16 protein-coding genes are annotated in these 17,261 nt (G+C 30.0%); 6 read left to right on the top strand and 10 right to left on the bottom strand.

Annotated features, from left to right (window positions below):
• Nucleotides 1-41: 41 nt before the first annotated feature.
• The 3 genes from CF386_RS11105 to CF386_RS11115 form a co-directional block, all read right to left on the bottom strand.
• Nucleotides 42-317 (bottom strand): metal/formaldehyde-sensitive transcriptional repressor, encoded by a 276-nt coding sequence (locus CF386_RS11105; RefSeq protein ID WP_089074502.1) that lies wholly within the window; start codon nucleotides 315-317, stop codon nucleotides 42-44.
• 71 nt (nucleotides 318-388) lie between these two features.
• Nucleotides 389-1,339, bottom strand: a complete 951-nt coding sequence (gene corA / locus CF386_RS11110; protein WP_089074503.1) for a magnesium/cobalt transporter CorA — start codon at nucleotides 1,337-1,339, stop codon at nucleotides 389-391.
• Nucleotides 1,340-1,392: 53 nt separating this feature from the next.
• Nucleotides 1,393-1,929 (bottom strand): hypothetical protein, encoded by a 537-nt coding sequence (locus CF386_RS11115; RefSeq protein ID WP_089074504.1) that lies wholly within the window; start codon nucleotides 1,927-1,929, stop codon nucleotides 1,393-1,395.
• 187 nt (nucleotides 1,930-2,116) lie between these two features.
• Here CF386_RS11115 and CF386_RS11120 point away from each other — a divergent pair, with 187 nt between their 5' ends.
• Entirely contained in the window at nucleotides 2,117-3,226 is a 1,110-nt protein-coding gene (locus CF386_RS11120) for an efflux RND transporter periplasmic adaptor subunit (protein WP_089074505.1), read from the top strand.
• Between the two features lie 9 nt (nucleotides 3,227-3,235).
• Complete coding sequence (locus CF386_RS11125) at nucleotides 3,236-6,283, top strand: efflux RND transporter permease subunit (protein WP_089074506.1); 3,048 nt, start codon at nucleotides 3,236-3,238, stop codon at nucleotides 6,281-6,283.
• Nucleotides 6,284-6,381: 98 nt separating this feature from the next.
• Here the strand turns inward: CF386_RS11125 and CF386_RS11130 are convergent, their stop codons facing one another.
• Nucleotides 6,382-7,293, bottom strand: a complete 912-nt coding sequence (locus CF386_RS11130) for a LysR family transcriptional regulator (RefSeq protein ID WP_089074507.1) — start codon at nucleotides 7,291-7,293, stop codon at nucleotides 6,382-6,384.
• A 201-nt stretch (nucleotides 7,294-7,494) separates the two neighbouring features.
• On the opposite strand from CF386_RS11130, the gene CF386_RS11135 reads away from it, so the two are divergent.
• Together CF386_RS11135 and CF386_RS11140 are read left to right on the top strand one after the other, a co-directional pair.
• Nucleotides 7,495-8,370 (top strand): DMT family transporter, encoded by an 876-nt coding sequence (locus CF386_RS11135; protein WP_089074508.1) that lies wholly within the window; start codon nucleotides 7,495-7,497, stop codon nucleotides 8,368-8,370.
• Nucleotides 8,371-8,443: 73 nt separating this feature from the next.
• Nucleotides 8,444-8,677, top strand: coding sequence for a hypothetical protein (locus CF386_RS11140; RefSeq protein WP_089074509.1), 234 nt, complete (start codon nucleotides 8,444-8,446; stop codon nucleotides 8,675-8,677).
• Here the strand turns inward: CF386_RS11140 and CF386_RS11145 are convergent.
• From CF386_RS11145 to CF386_RS11170, 6 genes are all read right to left on the bottom strand, one after another.
• The gene (locus CF386_RS11145; protein WP_089074510.1) at nucleotides 8,674-8,889 is read right to left on the bottom strand and encodes a hypothetical protein; all 216 of its coding nucleotides are present in this window, start codon (nucleotides 8,887-8,889) and stop codon (nucleotides 8,674-8,676) included. The genes CF386_RS11140 and CF386_RS11145 overlap by 4 nt on opposite strands.
• A gap of 63 nt (nucleotides 8,890-8,952) precedes the next feature.
• Nucleotides 8,953-9,873 (bottom strand): manganese-dependent inorganic pyrophosphatase, encoded by a 921-nt coding sequence (locus CF386_RS11150; RefSeq protein WP_089074511.1) that lies wholly within the window; start codon nucleotides 9,871-9,873, stop codon nucleotides 8,953-8,955.
• Between the two features lie 63 nt (nucleotides 9,874-9,936).
• The gene (locus CF386_RS11155) at nucleotides 9,937-10,854 is read right to left on the bottom strand and encodes an ROK family protein (RefSeq protein WP_089074512.1); all 918 of its coding nucleotides are present in this window, start codon (nucleotides 10,852-10,854) and stop codon (nucleotides 9,937-9,939) included.
• 18 nt (nucleotides 10,855-10,872) lie between these two features.
• Nucleotides 10,873-11,439 (bottom strand): PqiC family protein, encoded by a 567-nt coding sequence (locus tag CF386_RS11160; protein WP_089074513.1) that lies wholly within the window; start codon nucleotides 11,437-11,439, stop codon nucleotides 10,873-10,875.
• A complete protein-coding gene (locus CF386_RS11165; RefSeq protein WP_089074514.1) occupies nucleotides 11,436-12,998 on the bottom strand; it encodes a PqiB family protein in 1,563 nt (520 codons plus the stop codon). The genes CF386_RS11160 and CF386_RS11165 overlap by 4 nt, the downstream gene beginning before the upstream one ends.
• The gene (locus CF386_RS11170; RefSeq protein ID WP_089074515.1) at nucleotides 12,952-14,235 is read right to left on the bottom strand and encodes a PqiA/YebS family transporter subunit; all 1,284 of its coding nucleotides are present in this window, start codon (nucleotides 14,233-14,235) and stop codon (nucleotides 12,952-12,954) included. Before CF386_RS11170 ends, CF386_RS11165 begins: the two co-directional genes overlap by 47 nt.
• A gap of 214 nt (nucleotides 14,236-14,449) precedes the next feature.
• Between CF386_RS11170 and CF386_RS11175 the strand changes: the two genes are divergently transcribed.
• The gene (locus CF386_RS11175) at nucleotides 14,450-15,232 is read left to right on the top strand and encodes a DeoR/GlpR family DNA-binding transcription regulator (RefSeq protein ID WP_089074516.1); all 783 of its coding nucleotides are present in this window, start codon (nucleotides 14,450-14,452) and stop codon (nucleotides 15,230-15,232) included.
• 2 nt (nucleotides 15,233-15,234) lie between these two features.
• Entirely contained in the window at nucleotides 15,235-17,067 is a 1,833-nt protein-coding gene (glmS, locus tag CF386_RS11180) for a glutamine--fructose-6-phosphate transaminase (isomerizing) (RefSeq protein WP_089074517.1), read from the top strand.
• Nucleotides 17,068-17,261 lie beyond the last annotated feature (194 nt).

Consider the following 17,261-nt stretch of genomic DNA (forward strand, 5'->3'; position numbering starts at 1 on the left):
TCCTAATAAAAATTTTAATTTAAGTATAGTTAACAGAATTATTATTTAATATATTTTTTTATAATGACATTCAACTCTTCAGCTGACTTTAGCTGCTCATCTGTCGCAGTGTGTGGGTTTAATACATGATCCATAATGTGTCCTTCAATCAATTCTGCTAAAAATCCATTGATGGCACCTCTAGATGCAACAATAGTATTCAATATTTTGGTGCAGTCACCATCACTTTCTAACATTCTAATAACACCATCTATTTGACCTCTAATCCTCTTAGCACGATTTAAAAGCTTTACTCTATCTTTTAAGGTATGAGCCATTTATCCCTCTTTAACACATAAAAATAATTTAAACTAATATACTGAACATATAACTATTATCAAGTCATGATTTATAAATAACCCTTAATTTTAAAGAAAAGGTACGGTGCAACACCAGAGATCAACATTAATATTAAGGTAACTTCATAACCATACTTCCAATTTAGTTCAGGCATTAATGAAAAGTTCATTCCATAAATGCTTGCAATCATTGTAGGAGGTAGAAAAACTACTGCCATAATTGAAAATATTTTGATGATTTGGTTTTGTTCTATATTAATAAAGCCTTGTGTTGCATTCAACAAAAAGTCAACTTTCTCTGATAGATAAGTATTATGTGGTAATAGTGTTTCCAAATCAGCTAATAATTCATGTATAATTTGATTATCTTCACCTAACCATTGATTTTTTTTTCTTAATAAAAATAACAAATCTTTCTGACCAGCTATTAAGCATAATCTAGTTTTCCCGATAATATCATCTTCTCTAGCTAGTTCTTCAATGCTATTTTCAATGCTAAGTTTACTTTTAACGTTTAAAACCTGTTTGCTTATATGATTCAACCTGCGATAGCCATCTTGTAGAGATTCTCCTAATTGCTCAAACTTCATTTCAAGTAAATCTAAGAAAATATTTTTTGGTTTTGTTGATGTCTTGAGGCCTTTTTTAATACGGTTTCTTAACAGCCTCAATTCTGGCACCTCATCATCAGCTAGAGTTATTATGGATTGTTCATTAATAATAAAAGCTACATTTATGTTTAAGACTTCATCAACTTTTCTATGCATAAACAAACAGTTTATCTGAAAACCTCCATCATACTCTTCATGATGAGAAGTACCTTCTAATTCTGTAACCTCATCTATATCTGGGATTGGTAACATACTAGCGTTATTTAGCAATTCAAGTTCATGTTCAGTTGGTTCAAAGACATCGATCCAAACTGCAGATTTTAAATCTTTATCTGTTAAGTTTAATGTAGGCTTTAATTGACCGCCTTCAAGTTTAAATGCATTAATCACAAATTATCTCTCTAATTTTTAAAATCTTTATTAATGTATATAACCTACTAAAGTTAATACATTTTTTCAATTTTTAATAAATCATCATTATTAAAAAATTGTGTGGGATTATCTACAAAGATAAACCTCACATTGCATTCAGAGGCATTATTTATTATTGAATGAAAAAAATCTCTATAAATGCTCCTCTTTAAATCAAACTCATGAAAATCATTTATAATAATAAACAATGGTCTTGCTTTTGCTTTCATTTGTTTTTGTATTTTTAGACTTTTTAAAATTATGTATAGAAATAATTGAATTTTCATATTATAACTTTGTTCAGTACTAAAATTTATTGAACTTATTGAGTGCATAAAACTATTTTGAAATAGATGCTCACGATCAAATTGATTGAATAGATAATTATGTAAAGTCCTTTTTTCAAAAATACGATTAAGTTCAGGGCATGTGTTTAGAAAAATAAATCTCCATCTATTGGACATATAATTAATATCATCTATTAGATTGTTTAATTTATTTTTTTCAATGTATAAAGCCATATTTTGATTATGAAACATTAAATTGATAAGTTTGGTTTCAATGATCATACTGAAGTCCTACTCAGTTTTTATGTATAAATATTGTAGCATTTTGTTCTCTAATTATGTGTCGTAATTGATGAATTTTGAGAAGTAAATGCTCAATTATTTTTGCAAATTTATGTAAATTTTATATTCAAATTTTAAAAAATGTCTTAAAATAATTTTTTCAGCCTTAATTAGAATTTTAAAAATCATGAAACAAAAATATTTTTTAGGTATTATATTTTTTGTAATTTTAGCTATTTATTTTATATTTTTTAGCAATAAAGATAACGCTATTGAAAAAATTAGAAAACCAAAAGAAGTAAACGTTATTAAGGTTAAGCAAAAAGAATTTCCTTTAACCATAAAAATTCCAGCAGTGGTCAGCTCTCAAGATAATATAATTTTATCTGCAATGACCTCTGGAAAAATCACAAAAATAAACTTTAAAAATGGTCAGTTTGTAAAAAAAGGGACTGTTTTGATTCAAATAGAAGATAAAAACCAACTATCCGCGTTAAGATCTGCAGAAGCAAGTTATGAAAATGCAAAACAAAACCTAAAAAGATTTAAAATTGTCTCTAAGGAAGTTCCTGGAAGTATTGCACAAACAAAGTTAGATGAAGCAGAAACAAACCTAAAAGCTGCAAATGCACTACTGGCTGATGCAAAAGAAAACTTTAACAATACTCGAATAAGAGCACCTTTCGATGGTTATATGGGTACACTACTTGAACAGAAAATGTCTCAAAACTCAACCTCAAGCATTCAAACTTTTACGAACTTATCAGTCGGAAGCTATGTAAAAGTTGGGACTGAGTTGGTTTCAATAACAAACAATCACCTATTATATGTTCAATACGATATACCAAAGAAATATCATAATTTTTTAAAAATAGGCAAAACAGTCCTTTTAAATAATCCACAACATAAACACCAAAAAATTAAAACCTCAATAATTTATGTTTCAAAAAACATTAACCCAGATTCTAATACTTACACAGTTAGAGCTCTAATTCCTAATTTAGTTCATGAAACTAATTTATTTTCACCGGGTGCTAATATTATGATTACGCAAGTTTTAGATGATGACAGAAAAATGATTACAGTACCAGGGTTGAGTCTCGTACCCTCTATTAATGGATATTCAGTATATTCAATTAATAAAGGTGAGGTTGTTTCCGTGCCTGTTACGATTGGTAATAGATTTAATACAGAAGTGGCAATTGATTCTGGTGTTAAAGTTGGTGATTTAGTTATCACCAATGGGGTCGATCAAGTCAATCCAGGCGATAAAGTAAAAATAAAGAATCAAGAATAAAGGCTTTCAATGAACTTACCAGAAATATGTATTAGGCGCCCAGTTTTAGCAATTGTCTTAAATTCGGTTTTAATTGTACTTGGCTTTCTCGGTTATCAACAAGTAAAAATGGAATTTATGCCTTCAGTTTTTAAGCCAGTATTGACTATTATAACTAATGTACCCGGTGCAAGCTCAGACTTTGTCGAACAAAATGTTACAAATCCACTTGAAAATAATCTTAAACAAGTCGGAAATGTATCTTTTGAAACATCCGAATCAACCTCTGATAAATCCAAAATAAAGTTATACTTTGGCACGATTTCGCAGGATCAATTTCTAACAGTTCAGTCTCAAGTTCAACAAGCTATTTCGCAGACAAAATTACCTACTAATGCTAAAAATCCATTGATAAGAACCAGAGATGGTTCATCTCCTCTATTTATTCTTGGTGTAACGGATAAAAATATTGGGCCCTATGAATTGGGAATGTATGTTACTAATAATATTGTAAACCCTATTTCTCAAATGAGTGGTGTGGGAGCAGTTGATCAATATGGAGCTCAACCACAACTTCAAATTGAATTAAATCCAAAACAAATGGCTCTTAAGGATGTTAGTATTGATGATATAAAAAATGCTATTTCATCATCTAATACCTCAATTTCCGCTGGTAATATCATTAATAAAGACCAACAAATAACATTAAATCTAAATTCAAAATTAACAAATTTAGATAATTTTAAAAATATCATTATCAAAAAAACCGGTCGACACTTAATTTATTTAAAAGATGTATCTAAATTAGGTATTACAGACCAAAACCCAGGCGGCTCATTAATAAAAATTAATAATAGTAATGGCCAATATGTCATTATCTCTCAAACAGACACGGCTAACCCTCTCATTCTTGGTGAAATGCTTAGAAAGAAATTAAAAGAAATACAAAAACAAATGCCTACCGGAATGAAAATTGTCAAACTTCAGGATACCGCAGAGGCAATCAAAGTAGCGAATGACGAAGTCTTTCATACAATTGTTGAGGCAGTAGTAGCCGTCACTATTATTACTATTTTATTTATTGGAAGTTGGCGCTTATCTTTAATTCCGCTTGTCACAATACCTGTTTGTTTGATTGCAACCTTTCTAATCATTTGGATGGTTGGGTTCACGCTAAATATTTTTAGTATGTTAGCTTTAGTTGTTGCGGTAGGCCTTGTAGTCGACGATGCTATCGTTGTTCTTGAAAATGCCCAAGTATATAGTAAAAAAGGAATAAGCCCAATTGATTCAACTATCCAGAGTATGAATAAAATCATATTTCCCGTGATAGGAATGACAATCGTCATTGCTGCTATTTATGTTCCCATATTTTTTATGAAACCTCATAAAGAAACTGTCTATTTACAACAATTTGCCTTCTCTCTATCGGGAGCAGTCTTGTTTTCGGGCTTTGTAGCATTAACTTTATCCCCCATGATGTGTTCAAGACTTATTAGACCGGATAATAGAAGCCAATTAGAAAAGTTAATTGAAAAGTTTTTTATTAAAGTCTCAAGTTTATATATAAAATCTCTGAAAATATTTCTAAATAATATTTGGTTACCCGTACTCATAGTTATGTTATTTTTTTTCATTGGCTACTTATACTTTCAGAAAATGTCGAGTACCGATCTTCCTCCAGAATATGATGGCACAATAAGTGTTACAATGCGCACACCTGATTCTTCAAGTGTAGAGAAAACTAGAACACTGACAGCACCATTGATAAAGGAATTAAGAAAGTTTAAAGAAGTACAAGCAATTGGTTCTATTACATCAAAGAAACTTGCTGGCAATAGTTCTGTATCAAATACTATTGTAACGAATTTAAAATCTGAGCAAGCTTTGCAAGAACTTTCAGAAAAAATGATGCAAGCTCTAAACAAAATTAAAACACCTGATGTGAAAATATCTGCAACACCAAATAATTTTAACTCTCATGGGGGTAATAATGCAGCTAATCAGAATGAATTTGATTTTTATGTAACAGGCTATGCTAGCCCAAAAGAATTAAATCAAGCAACAAATAATTTAGTTAATGCTTTAAAGCAAACAGGAATGTTTTTAGATATAGAGAACAACTCAAAATTTAATCAGCAACAATACGATCTTACAATCCAAAATAATAAATTAATCCGACTAGGTCTCACTCGTGAACAGGTAAATGATGCTATTAATACTTATTTAGGTACTTATAGCTTCCCTACTGACTTTGACTTTTTAGGTCAAAGCCTTCCTCTTGTAATGGGTTTGCCTGCAAAAAAAATTAAAGATCTATCTGTTTTACAAACAATTTTCCTGAAGAATAAAACTGGTAACTTTATATCCCTCGATAGAGTTGTAACTCCAAATTTTATTGCAACACAACAAAGTATAACTCACATAAATAATACACCAGCTGGAGAGATCGGTGCGATTCCTAAAACTAATATATCTAAAGGAAAGTTAATCAAAATAATTACTGCAACTGGTAAGCAAAGTTTACCTTATAATCTTAAGGTCGCATTCAATACAAAAACTCAAAGCGTTACCCAAGCGAAACAGTCATCGAAAATTATTGTTATAGCTTCCATTATATTTATTTACTTAATACTAGGTGCATTATTTGAAAGTTTTATTGATCCATTAATTATTTTAACAACTATACCTATGTGCGTAATATCATCCATGATTGCACTTTATTACGTTGATGGTAGTTTTAACACCTATACGATCATTGGGTTTATAACTTTAGTCGGTTTAATTTCAAAACATGGTATATTGATTACAAAATTTGCAAATGATTTAAAAAATGATAATGTCAATACAGAAAATGCCATAATACAAGCCTGCCAGACCAGGTTGAGACCTATTTTAATGACAACAGCAACTATGATAATAGGCCTAATTCCATTATTATATGCATCAGGCGTTTCAAAAAATTCACACCTTGAGCTAGGTGTTGTGTTAATCGTAGGTTTAATTTTTGGAACACTTTTTTCTTTGTATATTGTTCCATCATCTTATAAAATTCTTTCTAAATATAAAAAAGCATAATTTAGGAAAAACCAATAAAAATGAAGTTTATAATGAAAACTTATGGAAATATATAATAATCTCCCGATCTAATAATAGGGAGATTAAATATACCGTTATTAAGAATAAAAATTTAAAATATTATTTTCTCTGTCATGTAAAAATTCATTTAAGGAAATATGCTCCATAATATTTTCATAACTTTGATTCTTATTTAAAAATAATAATTCAGACTGGAGTAATGGATCTTTTACATCCTGAATGATTAAATGATTTTGAGGATATTTTTTAAAGAATATCCCAGGTAAAATGCTGAATGACGGCATTTCTTCGAGTAACCTATATAAATTTTCGTATGAGCTTGCAGTAATTTCTTTTGGGATTTGGATTGAACTATTTTTAACAAATTGGTTTAGTCTTAATAAATATTCTTTGTCCATATTTGGTTTTAAAAAAATCAAGCTATTACTAGAACCACTCAATATATCGTTAATAGTAATATTATTTTTTTTATGGGTAACAATATAAGATGTATCTGAGTATATACTTTCATGAGAAATATCCGAATTTAAAATAAAATTTTTGTGAAAGTAACCAAAAGCAAAACTCAAAGTCTCTTTATGCAAACCATCTAAGATTAAATCATTAGATAACTCATTAATGTTAATATTTTTTTTAATTAACTCTTTTTCATTTAAATTTCTTATAATATCAGCCGATAAAATTCCACTAAAATAAGAAAACCCTATATTTAAATAGTGTGAGTGATCGTCTAAAGCAAATGTTTGTATTTTATTTGTTGCTTCTTTTTTCAAGGAAAAAATTTTCTGAGTATAATCATATAAAATTTTTCCAGAAGAGGTTAATAAAATTGTTCTTGGGTTTCGAGTAAATAATTCAACTCCTAATTCATCTTCTAAGAGTTTTATTTGATTGGACAGAGCAGGTTGAGAAATAAACAATGCACTTGATGCTTTTCTAAAATGCTTATATTCTGCTACCGCTTTAAAATACTTCAAGCGTTTCAACATAATATGAACCTTCGTGTTTGTAATTTATTGTTATTTTATTTTTATATTATTTTTCAACAAATAATTGTTGTTATAAACATACTAAAGCAATGATTAACTTTTGTACATGTTTTTTTATCTTTATAAAATTGAATTGCAGTCATTAAAAATTGATTTTAAGTTTACATTAGATATAATTAGCCTTTTTTAAAAGTACATTTTATGTCAAAAAGAATCCGAGCAGAGCTAGTATTAATTTTAGTTACTATTTTATGGGGCGTAAGTTTCCCAATAATTGAAATGTCCGTAAAATCAATCGCTTCCAATCAGTTGGTCTTTTGGAGGTTTTTAGTTTCAGCGGTATTTTTACTTCCCTTTGTAATGCATTTACTTAATAAAACTAATAGAACTTTGTTATTTTTCTCTGGTATTCTTGGAACAATTAACTTTATATCATACTTCACCCAAACAATGGGTCTAGAAACGATCAGCTCTGGAAGAAGTGCTTTTATCACAGGAAGTTCTGTGTTGTTAGTTCCTTTTCTTGCACCTTTATTTAAATTAAACAAACCCCAAATGCTTGATTATGTTTCTGTCATTATTGGTTTAACAGGATTATATATTTTAACTGGAACATCCTTAAAATTCGGTCAGGGGGACTTTTTAACTTTTATATGCGCAATTTCATGTGCATTTGAAATTATCATTGCCCAAATTGCATCTGAAAGAAAGTTTAACAATAAATTATTAACTTTTTATCAAATTACATTTACGATACCATTTTGTTTATTAATTCCTTCTCCTATTATTACAAGCAATTTATTTATAGCACAAAATATGATATTTATATTTATTCTAGCTGTTTGTAATACTGTTCTCGTATTATATTTAAGATTTAAATATCAAAAGGATACCACCGCTCATAGAGCTGCACTCATTTTCATTTTAGAGCCAGTTTTTGCAGTTTTAGCTGCTTATCTGATACTAGGATCTAAAATTACACCTGAAATGATTTTAGGTGGTTTAATTATATTAGTAGCGATTCTGATACCCGATCTATGTGGGTATTTATCTTTTAAAAGGTTGAGTAAGTCATAAAAATAATGTTTAAAATTGACTTATTCTAGTTATTAAATGATAGTGTTAGTAAATCTAATATTAGGAAAAAACTATGGAAATATCTGAAATAGCTTGGTCATTATTTATAAAAAACTATAAGATACCTGAAAACTTAGATAAAATTAGCCCTGAATATCTTAAATCATTAGAAAAAAAATTTGAAACCATGTACTTTTTAGGTTTTTATTTAAAAAATTTTGAAAAAGATTTGCTTAATTCAGATGAAATAGAAAAAGTTGAGAAACTAGCAAAAGATTTTTTTATTGAAAACAAAATCATTCGTTAATTTGATTTCAAAATCTTATTTATCAAGTTCAAAAAAACGAATACGATTATTGACGTTGTACCAAAGCAAAACAAATAATTATAAATTTCTTTTTTATCAAAAATAAAAACAAGAATAGAAGAAAGAAACATGAATAACATATAAATGCCAAGAAATTCATAAAAATTTACAACTTTCATCTTAAATTCTGTAGGTAATCTTGTTTTATTCATTATAAGTCCTTATATTTGCTTGATTGATTCCCCGATCCATGGGGAAACTATATTATCTCCAATTTAGGAGTTAAATGCACCTTGTAGTGGTGGAACAATTTGTTTTTTGCGACTTAACACACCATCTAACCAATTTGATGAATTATCTTCAAGATTAAATGCAGATTTAATTAATTTCTCATCATCACTAACAAGAATTAACTCTGATCCTTCTTTCATAATATCTGTTAACAACAGAATGAGAGTATGTCGATTACCTTCGGCTTTTAAATTTGTTATATCAGCCATTAACTCTGATTTAATTGAATCAAACACCGAAATATCAATCACTTCTAACTGTCCAATTCCAACTTTATGACCATTCATATTGAAATCTTTAAAATCTCTAAGAACTAATTCTCTGACAGGTGTTCCTTCAACTGCTGATTTCACTTTAAACATTTCCATTGCTAAGGCTTCATAATCAGGTATGCCCGCGATTAGAGCTAAATCCTCTACAGCTCGTCTATCAGCTGTTGTAGTGGTTGGAGATTTAAACAGTACAGTATCACTTAGAATTGCACACATCATAATACCAGCAATATCTTTAGGGATATCAACTTTATAAAAGTCGTACATCATTTTAATAATAGTATTACTGCAACCAACGGGTCTAATCCAACACTCTAGGGGAGTTGATGATGTTAAGTCACCTAACTTATGATGGTCAACAATTCCAACAATAGTTGCTTCATCAATATCATCTGGAGCTTGAGTTTTTTCAGTATGGTCTACAATATAAACTTTTTCTCCAGCATAATTCATCTTTAAAAGCGGAGCTTCAAAGCCAAATCTGTCTATAATAAATTGTGTTTCTGGTGATAACTCTCCCAACCTTGCTGGTATCGCTTTCTCACCAATTTCATTTTTTAAATGAGCTAAGGCAATTGCCCCACATATAGAATCAGAATCAGGTATTTTATGGCCAATGACATAAATTGACATTTAATAGTTCTCCTAAAAATTTTAAGTATACTGTTTACTTTTATTGTATCACAAATAAATGACTTATTTAATCAATAAGGCAGCACCAAAAACACCCGCGCTATCTCCTAACGAAGGTTTAATTATTTTGGTATTTACATGTTCATTGAATATTAACTTTTCTAATTTTTCATACAATAAATCAGAATATATTTCATCAACATTACCTACTCCACCGCCAATGACCACAACATCAGGATCTAATAAATTCAAAACATAGCTTAATGATAAAGAGAAATAATCAAGCAATCTATTCACTGTAAGATTAGCTGCTTCATCAAATGTGTCTGAACGATAGCTGTCAATAATATCTTTCAACTTGAGCTTTTTATCTGTCAAAGAAAAATAATAACGTTCTAAACTTGGCCCAGCAATAATTTGCTCAAGGCATCCGTATTTACCACAATAACATTGCACATCATGATCTGGTAAAAAGACGTTGTGTCCCCACTCTCCTCCAATACCATGTTTTCCATGCACAATTTTACCATCAACTACAACACCACCGCCAACTCCTGTGCCTAATATCACACCAAAGACCACTTGAGCTTTAGGGTCTACTTCTGGAACTGCACCCATATTAGCTTCTGCAAGCGCAAAACAATTTGCATCATTAGCTAATTTAATTTCACAGTTTAAAATATTTCTTAAATCTTGATCTAGAGGTTTACCATTTAAACAGGTTGTATTGCAGTTTTTCATGGTGCCACTTGCTGGATCAAGTGCACCTGGTGTACCAAAACCAATTATTTTGGGATAGTAGCCAATTTCTTGAGCGCAAGTATCAATTAAACTTTTAATATTTGAAAGGATAACATCATAACCACGACTTGTTTCAGTTGGTGTTCTTTTTCTTAAAACACATTCATTTGTAATTTTATCAATAATCGCACATTCAATTTTTGTACCGCCTAAATCGATACCCCAACAGTAATTATCCACTCTTTCATCCTTTTAAATTTATAAACCCAATGACAACGAGGAGCTTATTTTATCAAGACTTTTGGACAATGCAAATACAAGAGCAGAATATCCTTCTTTTTTTAATGGCGTTATCGAATTAAAGCTACCATTTTTTATAATATTTCCATTTGAATTTAGTAATAGCCATGTTCCTGATACAATTGCATTTCCATCAAAACGTCCTTGAAAAGCAGAAATATAAATTTTTAACCTTAATACATTTAAGGTATTTAAACCTGTTACATTTTTGTTAAAAAAATATTTTGATTGTTTATTATTTAATTGAGTAATCAATTGGTCTGTGATCTGCTCTGAAAGGGAGTAGGCCCATACATTATTATTAGCAATATTAATTTCATTAGGAGATATTTGATAAGCAATACCAGAGGAATCAATTTCATTGGGCATATTTACATTATCAATGATAGCTATCTTCCGATTTTTATAATTTATATATTGAGAGTTTTTAATTTTATTCTTATTCACTAAAGTATAGGATTTCATAGGGCTTGATGAACAACTTACTAAAGTGATTAAAAATATAAAACTCAAAAGGATTCTCATTTTGAACTCCCTACTGGAATTGGATCTTTATTTTTATCGCTACCAAAGATTAATGAATTTGGTTTCCTATTTAATTGCTTAATTAGTGGGTTTAAATCCGACAGAGTTTCATTAAACTTGGATAAGGATGAGTTAATTTCACTATAAGCACTTGAATTTGGGCTAAAGCCATTAATTGTTTTTTGTAATTGAACTAACGTATTATTCAATTCTTTTACACTTTTATCTATCGGTAATTTACTTATTTTATCTAATATTGTATTTACCTTGTTTTTAATTTGATCGAGTGAGTTAGCTTTACTTGGGAATACATAATACTGGTCTACTTTAACTAATTTTTGCTTTTTCTTTAATGGCTTGCCTTTAACTAAGTTTACAAACAATTCACCAGTTAACAAACTCTGAGTATCTAATGTTGCATATAAACCATTATGAACGGCTTTCAAGACTTGTTGTCTAAATTCATCAACATTAACTTTTTCGGGATCTTGAAAAACTCTTCCCAGATCAATTTTAAACTTCACAGAAATTTTAGATGGAAAATTGAAAGTTTTATTTTCACTCAATAACTTGTAAGGAGCTGATACAACAGTACCAACACGAGCACCCTTATACAATACAGGAGCGCCGGCTTTCAATCCATTTGAATCATCAACCTGCAAGATGAAGTATACGGATTTTTGATATGAATCTTTCTTCGCTGCATCATGAGTAGTATAAAGTTTAAAAACTGTATTTTGCTTAACTGGACTAGGATCGGGCTTGTTATGTGCTAAAAGACCAAAAGAAACACCACCCATTAACAAAGAAGATAGTGAAGAAACATTCACCGTCGCTCCATTTGGAGTTAAGCTCATACTAAATCCAGATGATGTCCAAAACACACTATTATTATGTAACAATTTATTATATGGCTTGTTAATCAGCAAAGTATATTTGGTATAGCCTAATGCAAGGTCAAATTGACTCCTAACAATCTTGCCAACAGTATATCCATTATAAAGTATAGGATCTCCAATATTTAATTTATATGATAGATTATCTTTGTCATACAAAATTACGCTTGTGCCACCTTGATCAGGTCTAATTAGAGGTGCTTCTTGCTTTACCTTAAATTTAGTTTGAAGTGGACCAGGCTGACCAGGTTGAAGTGAAATATATCGACCTGTCAAAATAGTAGATAAACCTGTAATCCCATCCTTACTAATATGTGGAGAAACAACCCATAAAACAGCAGTATCAGTCAACATTTTTGTTGCTATTTTTTTCATTTGAGCTGTTGCTTTAATTTTACTATAGTCCTTGTTGAAACTTAATTTTGTTATCGTTCCAATATCTACATTTAAAGCCTTAATTTTTGTTTTACCAGCCTCTATTCCATCGGCATCTTGAAGAATTAAATGAATTACTGGTCCTTGACTAGAAACATGAGAATACACCATCCATGCTCCAATTATGATTGCAAAGATGGGTAATAGCCATACTATTGAAATACTTGATACTCTTCTTTTTTTAGCTTGCTTTGTTTGAACCATATTTTTTTTCCAAATTTTCTCCATGCATATCACTTCTCAACCAAAGCATCCTAGAATCAAATAAAAGTGATGACGACATTGTACAAACGACAACTAGACAAAAATAGATAACACCTTTACCAGGAATAATTGATGATAGCTGATTCAATTGAATTAAAGCAACCAATAAGGCTACTACAAAAACATCTATCATTGACCATCTACCGATACTTTCGGCGAATACAAAAAACTTTTTTCTTTTAAGTGAAGATCTATACGAATATTTACTTTCAAAGTGCGTTGTCCAATAAACCCAAAATAGTAAAAATATTTTAATTAAAGGAATACAAATACTTGCCATAAATATAATTAAGCCAATAAAATATTCTTTATTTTTCAAAAAATAAATGACTCCCGATATTATGGTTTGAGGCTCATTTTTACCAAAAATTGAAAAAATCATCATGGGATAAAAATTTGCCGGGATATAAAATATCAAAGCAGCAAAAAGTAGTGCCCATGCAGCTTGATTTCTCTTTGATGAAGGCGTTTTGTCAATTTTTGAGTGACAACGATCACACCTTATACTAACTTTCGATTTTTTTCTAACATTTAAACAGTGAATACACTGCTCATATCCTGATAAAAGATAGTTTTGGTTTTTTATTTCAACAGGATATTCAATCTTTTTATAAATATTCCATAAAGAATATTTGTCCACTTTTGAAATAAAATACATTAAAAAAAAAGCATAAAAGCAATAACTATAAACTGCATAATCTAAATAAACACTAGCCATACCAACTAATTTAATAAAAGTTACAATTAAACCCATAATAAATACATCAGCCATTAACCAAGGTTTTATTCTAAAAATAATTTTTAACGCCAAAAGTGTTAAAATAGTTGGCTTCAAATTAAAAACCTTATGTCCATATACAAAAAGTACTCCAGTTACAAATACAACTGGTAAAACAATTATGGTAAGAAAAACAAAAAGAGCTAACAGAGGTAATTGAAACTTTTGTAACATTTCAGGGGCATTTAAAAGTGAAATTGTTCCAGAGACACCGAACCTAGTAAATGTTAGCAAAGGAAAAGTTAGAGTCAGAAAAAGAGTTATGTAGATACATATACCTACAGAAAACTGCATATGAGTCACTGAATCCATTCTTCTAGTTAGAGTTGAATTACATCTCGGACAGACCACTTTCTCATTATCATCAAGAGGAGAATAAGTTAAAAATAATCCGCAAGTTGAGCAGGCAATTTTTTTTTTCATAACTCCATTTAAGTATATATTTTTTTAATCTCCAAAATTATAGTATTTCTGAAATAAAAAACAAGATTTTTTATTTATATTTGAACTTTTATATATAGATTAAGGTTAATTTAATCACCACAGGTGTTTCGATTCGAAACAAATTAATTTTCGTTTTGACAAAATTGTTTCATTATGAAAGAATGCAATCAAATATTAATAATTAATATAATAAATGGTATATAAGAACATTAAAACCAGACAAAATAAAATTGTTGAGCTTGTTAATTCACAAAAGAAAGTTTCTGTTGAGTATTTAGCTCAACAATTTAATACATCTGTAGTCACAATTAGAAAAGATTTATCAACTCTTGAAAAAAGTGGAAAGTTACTTAGACAACATGGTGGAGCAATTTCAATATCATTTGATAGAACATCATCTGAAGCTGATAAAAATAGCGAATATAAGGAATTAATAGCAAATTTAGCTGCTACACTTATTGAAGATAACAACAGAATAATCGTTGATTACGGTACAACTACAGGTTTTTTAGTTCAATCCTTTGAGAATATCAATGGGTTAGTCGTAATGACCAACTCTATACCTCTAGCCAATAAAATAAACATGCTTAAAAATCAACCAACCTTGTTGATGACTGGCGGAACTTGGGATAATCATTCTGAATCACTTCAAGGTAGAGTCGCAGAACAAGTGTTAAAATCTTATGATTTTGATCAGTTGTTCATTGGATGTGACGGTATAGATTTAAGCAAAGGAACAACAACTTATAATGAACTTTTTGGTCTTAGTCATGTTATGTCAGAGGTATCTAAAGAAATTATCGTATTAGCTGAGTCTGAAAAAATTGAACGCAAAATCCCAAACATTGAATTAGCATGGGATCAAATTGATTATCTAATTACTGATGAAAATATCAGTGAATCACAAAAACAAGCTATAAAAAAACATAACGTTAAGGTTATGTGTGCTTCCAAGTCTTTAAATTTAGGAGAATAAATATGTGTGGAATTGTTGGGGCTGTTTCTCAAAGAAATGTAATTAATATCCTATTGGATGGCTTAAAAAAATTAGAATATAGAGGATATGACTCTTCTGGAGTTGCGGTTTTAAATAAAAACAAAGAACTTTCATTTTATCGTAAAGTTGGAAAAGTTCAGGAACTTTCCAACTTGGTAGAAAATAAAAATGTTGATGGTGGAACGGGCATTGCACACACAAGATGGGCTACGCATGGTGAGCCCTCAGAAAAAAACGCACACCCTCACTTATCAAACAAAGTTGCTGTTGTTCACAATGGAATAATTGAAAATTATGAAGAGCTTAAACATGAACTAATCTCGAGTGGATATAATTTTAAGTCCGAAACTGACACAGAAGTAATTGCTCACCTTCTTGATTTTTATTTAAATGAAAGTAAAAACTTACGTGAAGCTTTTTTTAAAACAGTTAAAAGATTAAAAGGTGCTTATGGCACAGTTGCTTTTGAATTAAATAACCCTGAAGTCCTTATTACAGCGAGATCTGGGAGCCCTATTGTAATTGGTTTAGGTTATGATGAAAATTTTATTGCCTCCGATCAACTGGCTTTACTCAATGTTACGAGAAAATTTATGTTTCTTGAGGAAGGAGACATCGCTGAAATAAAATATAATGAAATAAGTGTATTTGATGTTAATGGTAAAAGTATTGAAAGGGACATCATAGAATCAAATCTGAAAGAAAATGCCACCGTAAAGGGTCAATACAAGCACTTTATGGAAAAAGAGATTTTTGAACAACCCCAAGCAATATTGGATACGTTAGCGGGAAGAACTCTTGATAATGATGTTTTAGTTGAAAGTATTCACTATGATGCAAAAGAAATACTAGAAAAGGTTGAACATGTTCAAATTATTGCATGCGGAACATCATTTAATTCTGGTTTAACAGCTAAATATTGGTTTGAAAGTATTGCTAAAGTTAGTTGTGATGTTGAAATCGCATCAGAGTTTAGATATAGAGACTTTGTTACGCGTCCAAATAGTCTTTTGATCACATTATCCCAATCAGGTGAAACTGCAGATACATTAGCAGCTTTAAAATTAGCAAAAGAAAAAGGATTTATGGCAACCATGTCCATTTGTAACGTTGCAGGTTCATCTCTTGTTCGAGAGTCAGATTTCTCCTTCATGACAAAAGCTGGCGTGGAAATTGGAGTAGCTTCGACTAAGGCATTTACAACCCAGTTGGTTTGTTTATTACTTATGGTAACTGCTATTGGAAAAGTTAAATGTAAAATTAATACTGAAAAGGAACATGAAATAATCTCTTCTCTTAAAGTTCTTCCGAAACAAATACAAAGTATATTCAAATTTGATAAAGATATTGCAGAAATATCTAAAGATTTTTCTGATAAACATCACACCCTTTTTCTTGGGAGAGGTGAATTTTATCCAATAGCTATTGAAGCGGCGCTCAAACTTAAAGAAATATCATATATACATGCAGAGGCATACGCTGCTGGTGAACTTAAACATGGTCCATTAGCATTAATTGATGAAGATATGCCTGTAGTTGTTATCGCACCTACAAATGAACTTTTCGAAAAGCTTAAATCAAATATTGAGGAGGTGAAAGCTAGGGGGGGGAAACTATATGTTTTTACAGACACAGAGTCAACTTTTACAGATGAAGAAAATACAAAAGTAATTAAGCTACCTGCAGTAAATCATATAACAGCTCCAATCTACTTCACAGTTCCTATGCAACTCCTTTCCTATCACGTTGCACTGATAAAAGGTACAGATGTAGACCAACCGAGAAACTTAGCTAAAGCAGTTACAGTCGAATAACAGTTAAGTTTTAATTTAATGATTGTCAGAGGTCAACAAAATTTGTAACTCTGACAATCAATAGTTTCACCAATCATTATAAATTAAAGTTTGTTCTTTCGGTAAGCTAAAACTTATTTATTTTGATAACTCATTAATAAAACACAAGCTTAAATAATTTCGTTCAGTATAATTTTATAATAAGAATTCAATTA

The sequence above is a fragment of the Paraphotobacterium marinum genome (genome assembly GCF_002216855.1).
Taxonomy (GTDB): domain Bacteria; phylum Pseudomonadota; class Gammaproteobacteria; order Enterobacterales; family Vibrionaceae; genus Paraphotobacterium; species Paraphotobacterium marinum.

Bases quoted from the DNA above. Each gene is read 5' to 3' on its own strand.
- CF386_RS11105 (WP_089074502.1), bottom strand. From the start codon at position 317: ATGGCTCATACCTTAAAAGATAGAGTAAAGCTTTTAAATCGTGCTAAG.
- CF386_RS11115 (WP_089074504.1), bottom strand. From the start codon at position 1,929: ATGATCATTGAAACCAAACTTATCAATTTAATGTTTCATAATCAAAAT.
- CF386_RS11120 (WP_089074505.1), top strand. From the start codon at position 2,117: ATGAAACAAAAATATTTTTTAGGTATTATATTTTTTGTAATTTTAGCT.
- CF386_RS11125 (WP_089074506.1), top strand. From the start codon at position 3,236: ATGAACTTACCAGAAATATGTATTAGGCGCCCAGTTTTAGCAATTGTC.
- CF386_RS11130 (WP_089074507.1), bottom strand. From the start codon at position 7,293: ATGTTGAAACGCTTGAAGTATTTTAAAGCGGTAGCAGAATATAAGCAT.
- CF386_RS11135 (WP_089074508.1), top strand. From the start codon at position 7,495: ATGTCAAAAAGAATCCGAGCAGAGCTAGTATTAATTTTAGTTACTATT.
- CF386_RS11140 (WP_089074509.1), top strand. From the start codon at position 8,444: ATGGAAATATCTGAAATAGCTTGGTCATTATTTATAAAAAACTATAAG.
- CF386_RS11145 (WP_089074510.1), bottom strand. From the start codon at position 8,889: ATGAATAAAACAAGATTACCTACAGAATTTAAGATGAAAGTTGTAAAT.
- CF386_RS11150 (WP_089074511.1), bottom strand. From the start codon at position 9,873: ATGTCAATTTATGTCATTGGCCATAAAATACCTGATTCTGATTCTATA.
- CF386_RS11160 (WP_089074513.1), bottom strand. From the start codon at position 11,439: ATGAGAATCCTTTTGAGTTTTATATTTTTAATCACTTTAGTAAGTTGT.
- CF386_RS11165 (WP_089074514.1), bottom strand. From the start codon at position 12,998: ATGGAGAAAATTTGGAAAAAAAATATGGTTCAAACAAAGCAAGCTAAA.
- CF386_RS11170 (WP_089074515.1), bottom strand. From the start codon at position 14,235: ATGAAAAAAAAAATTGCCTGCTCAACTTGCGGATTATTTTTAACTTAT.
- CF386_RS11175 (WP_089074516.1), top strand. From the start codon at position 14,450: ATGGTATATAAGAACATTAAAACCAGACAAAATAAAATTGTTGAGCTT.
- glmS (WP_089074517.1), top strand. From the start codon at position 15,235: ATGTGTGGAATTGTTGGGGCTGTTTCTCAAAGAAATGTAATTAATATC.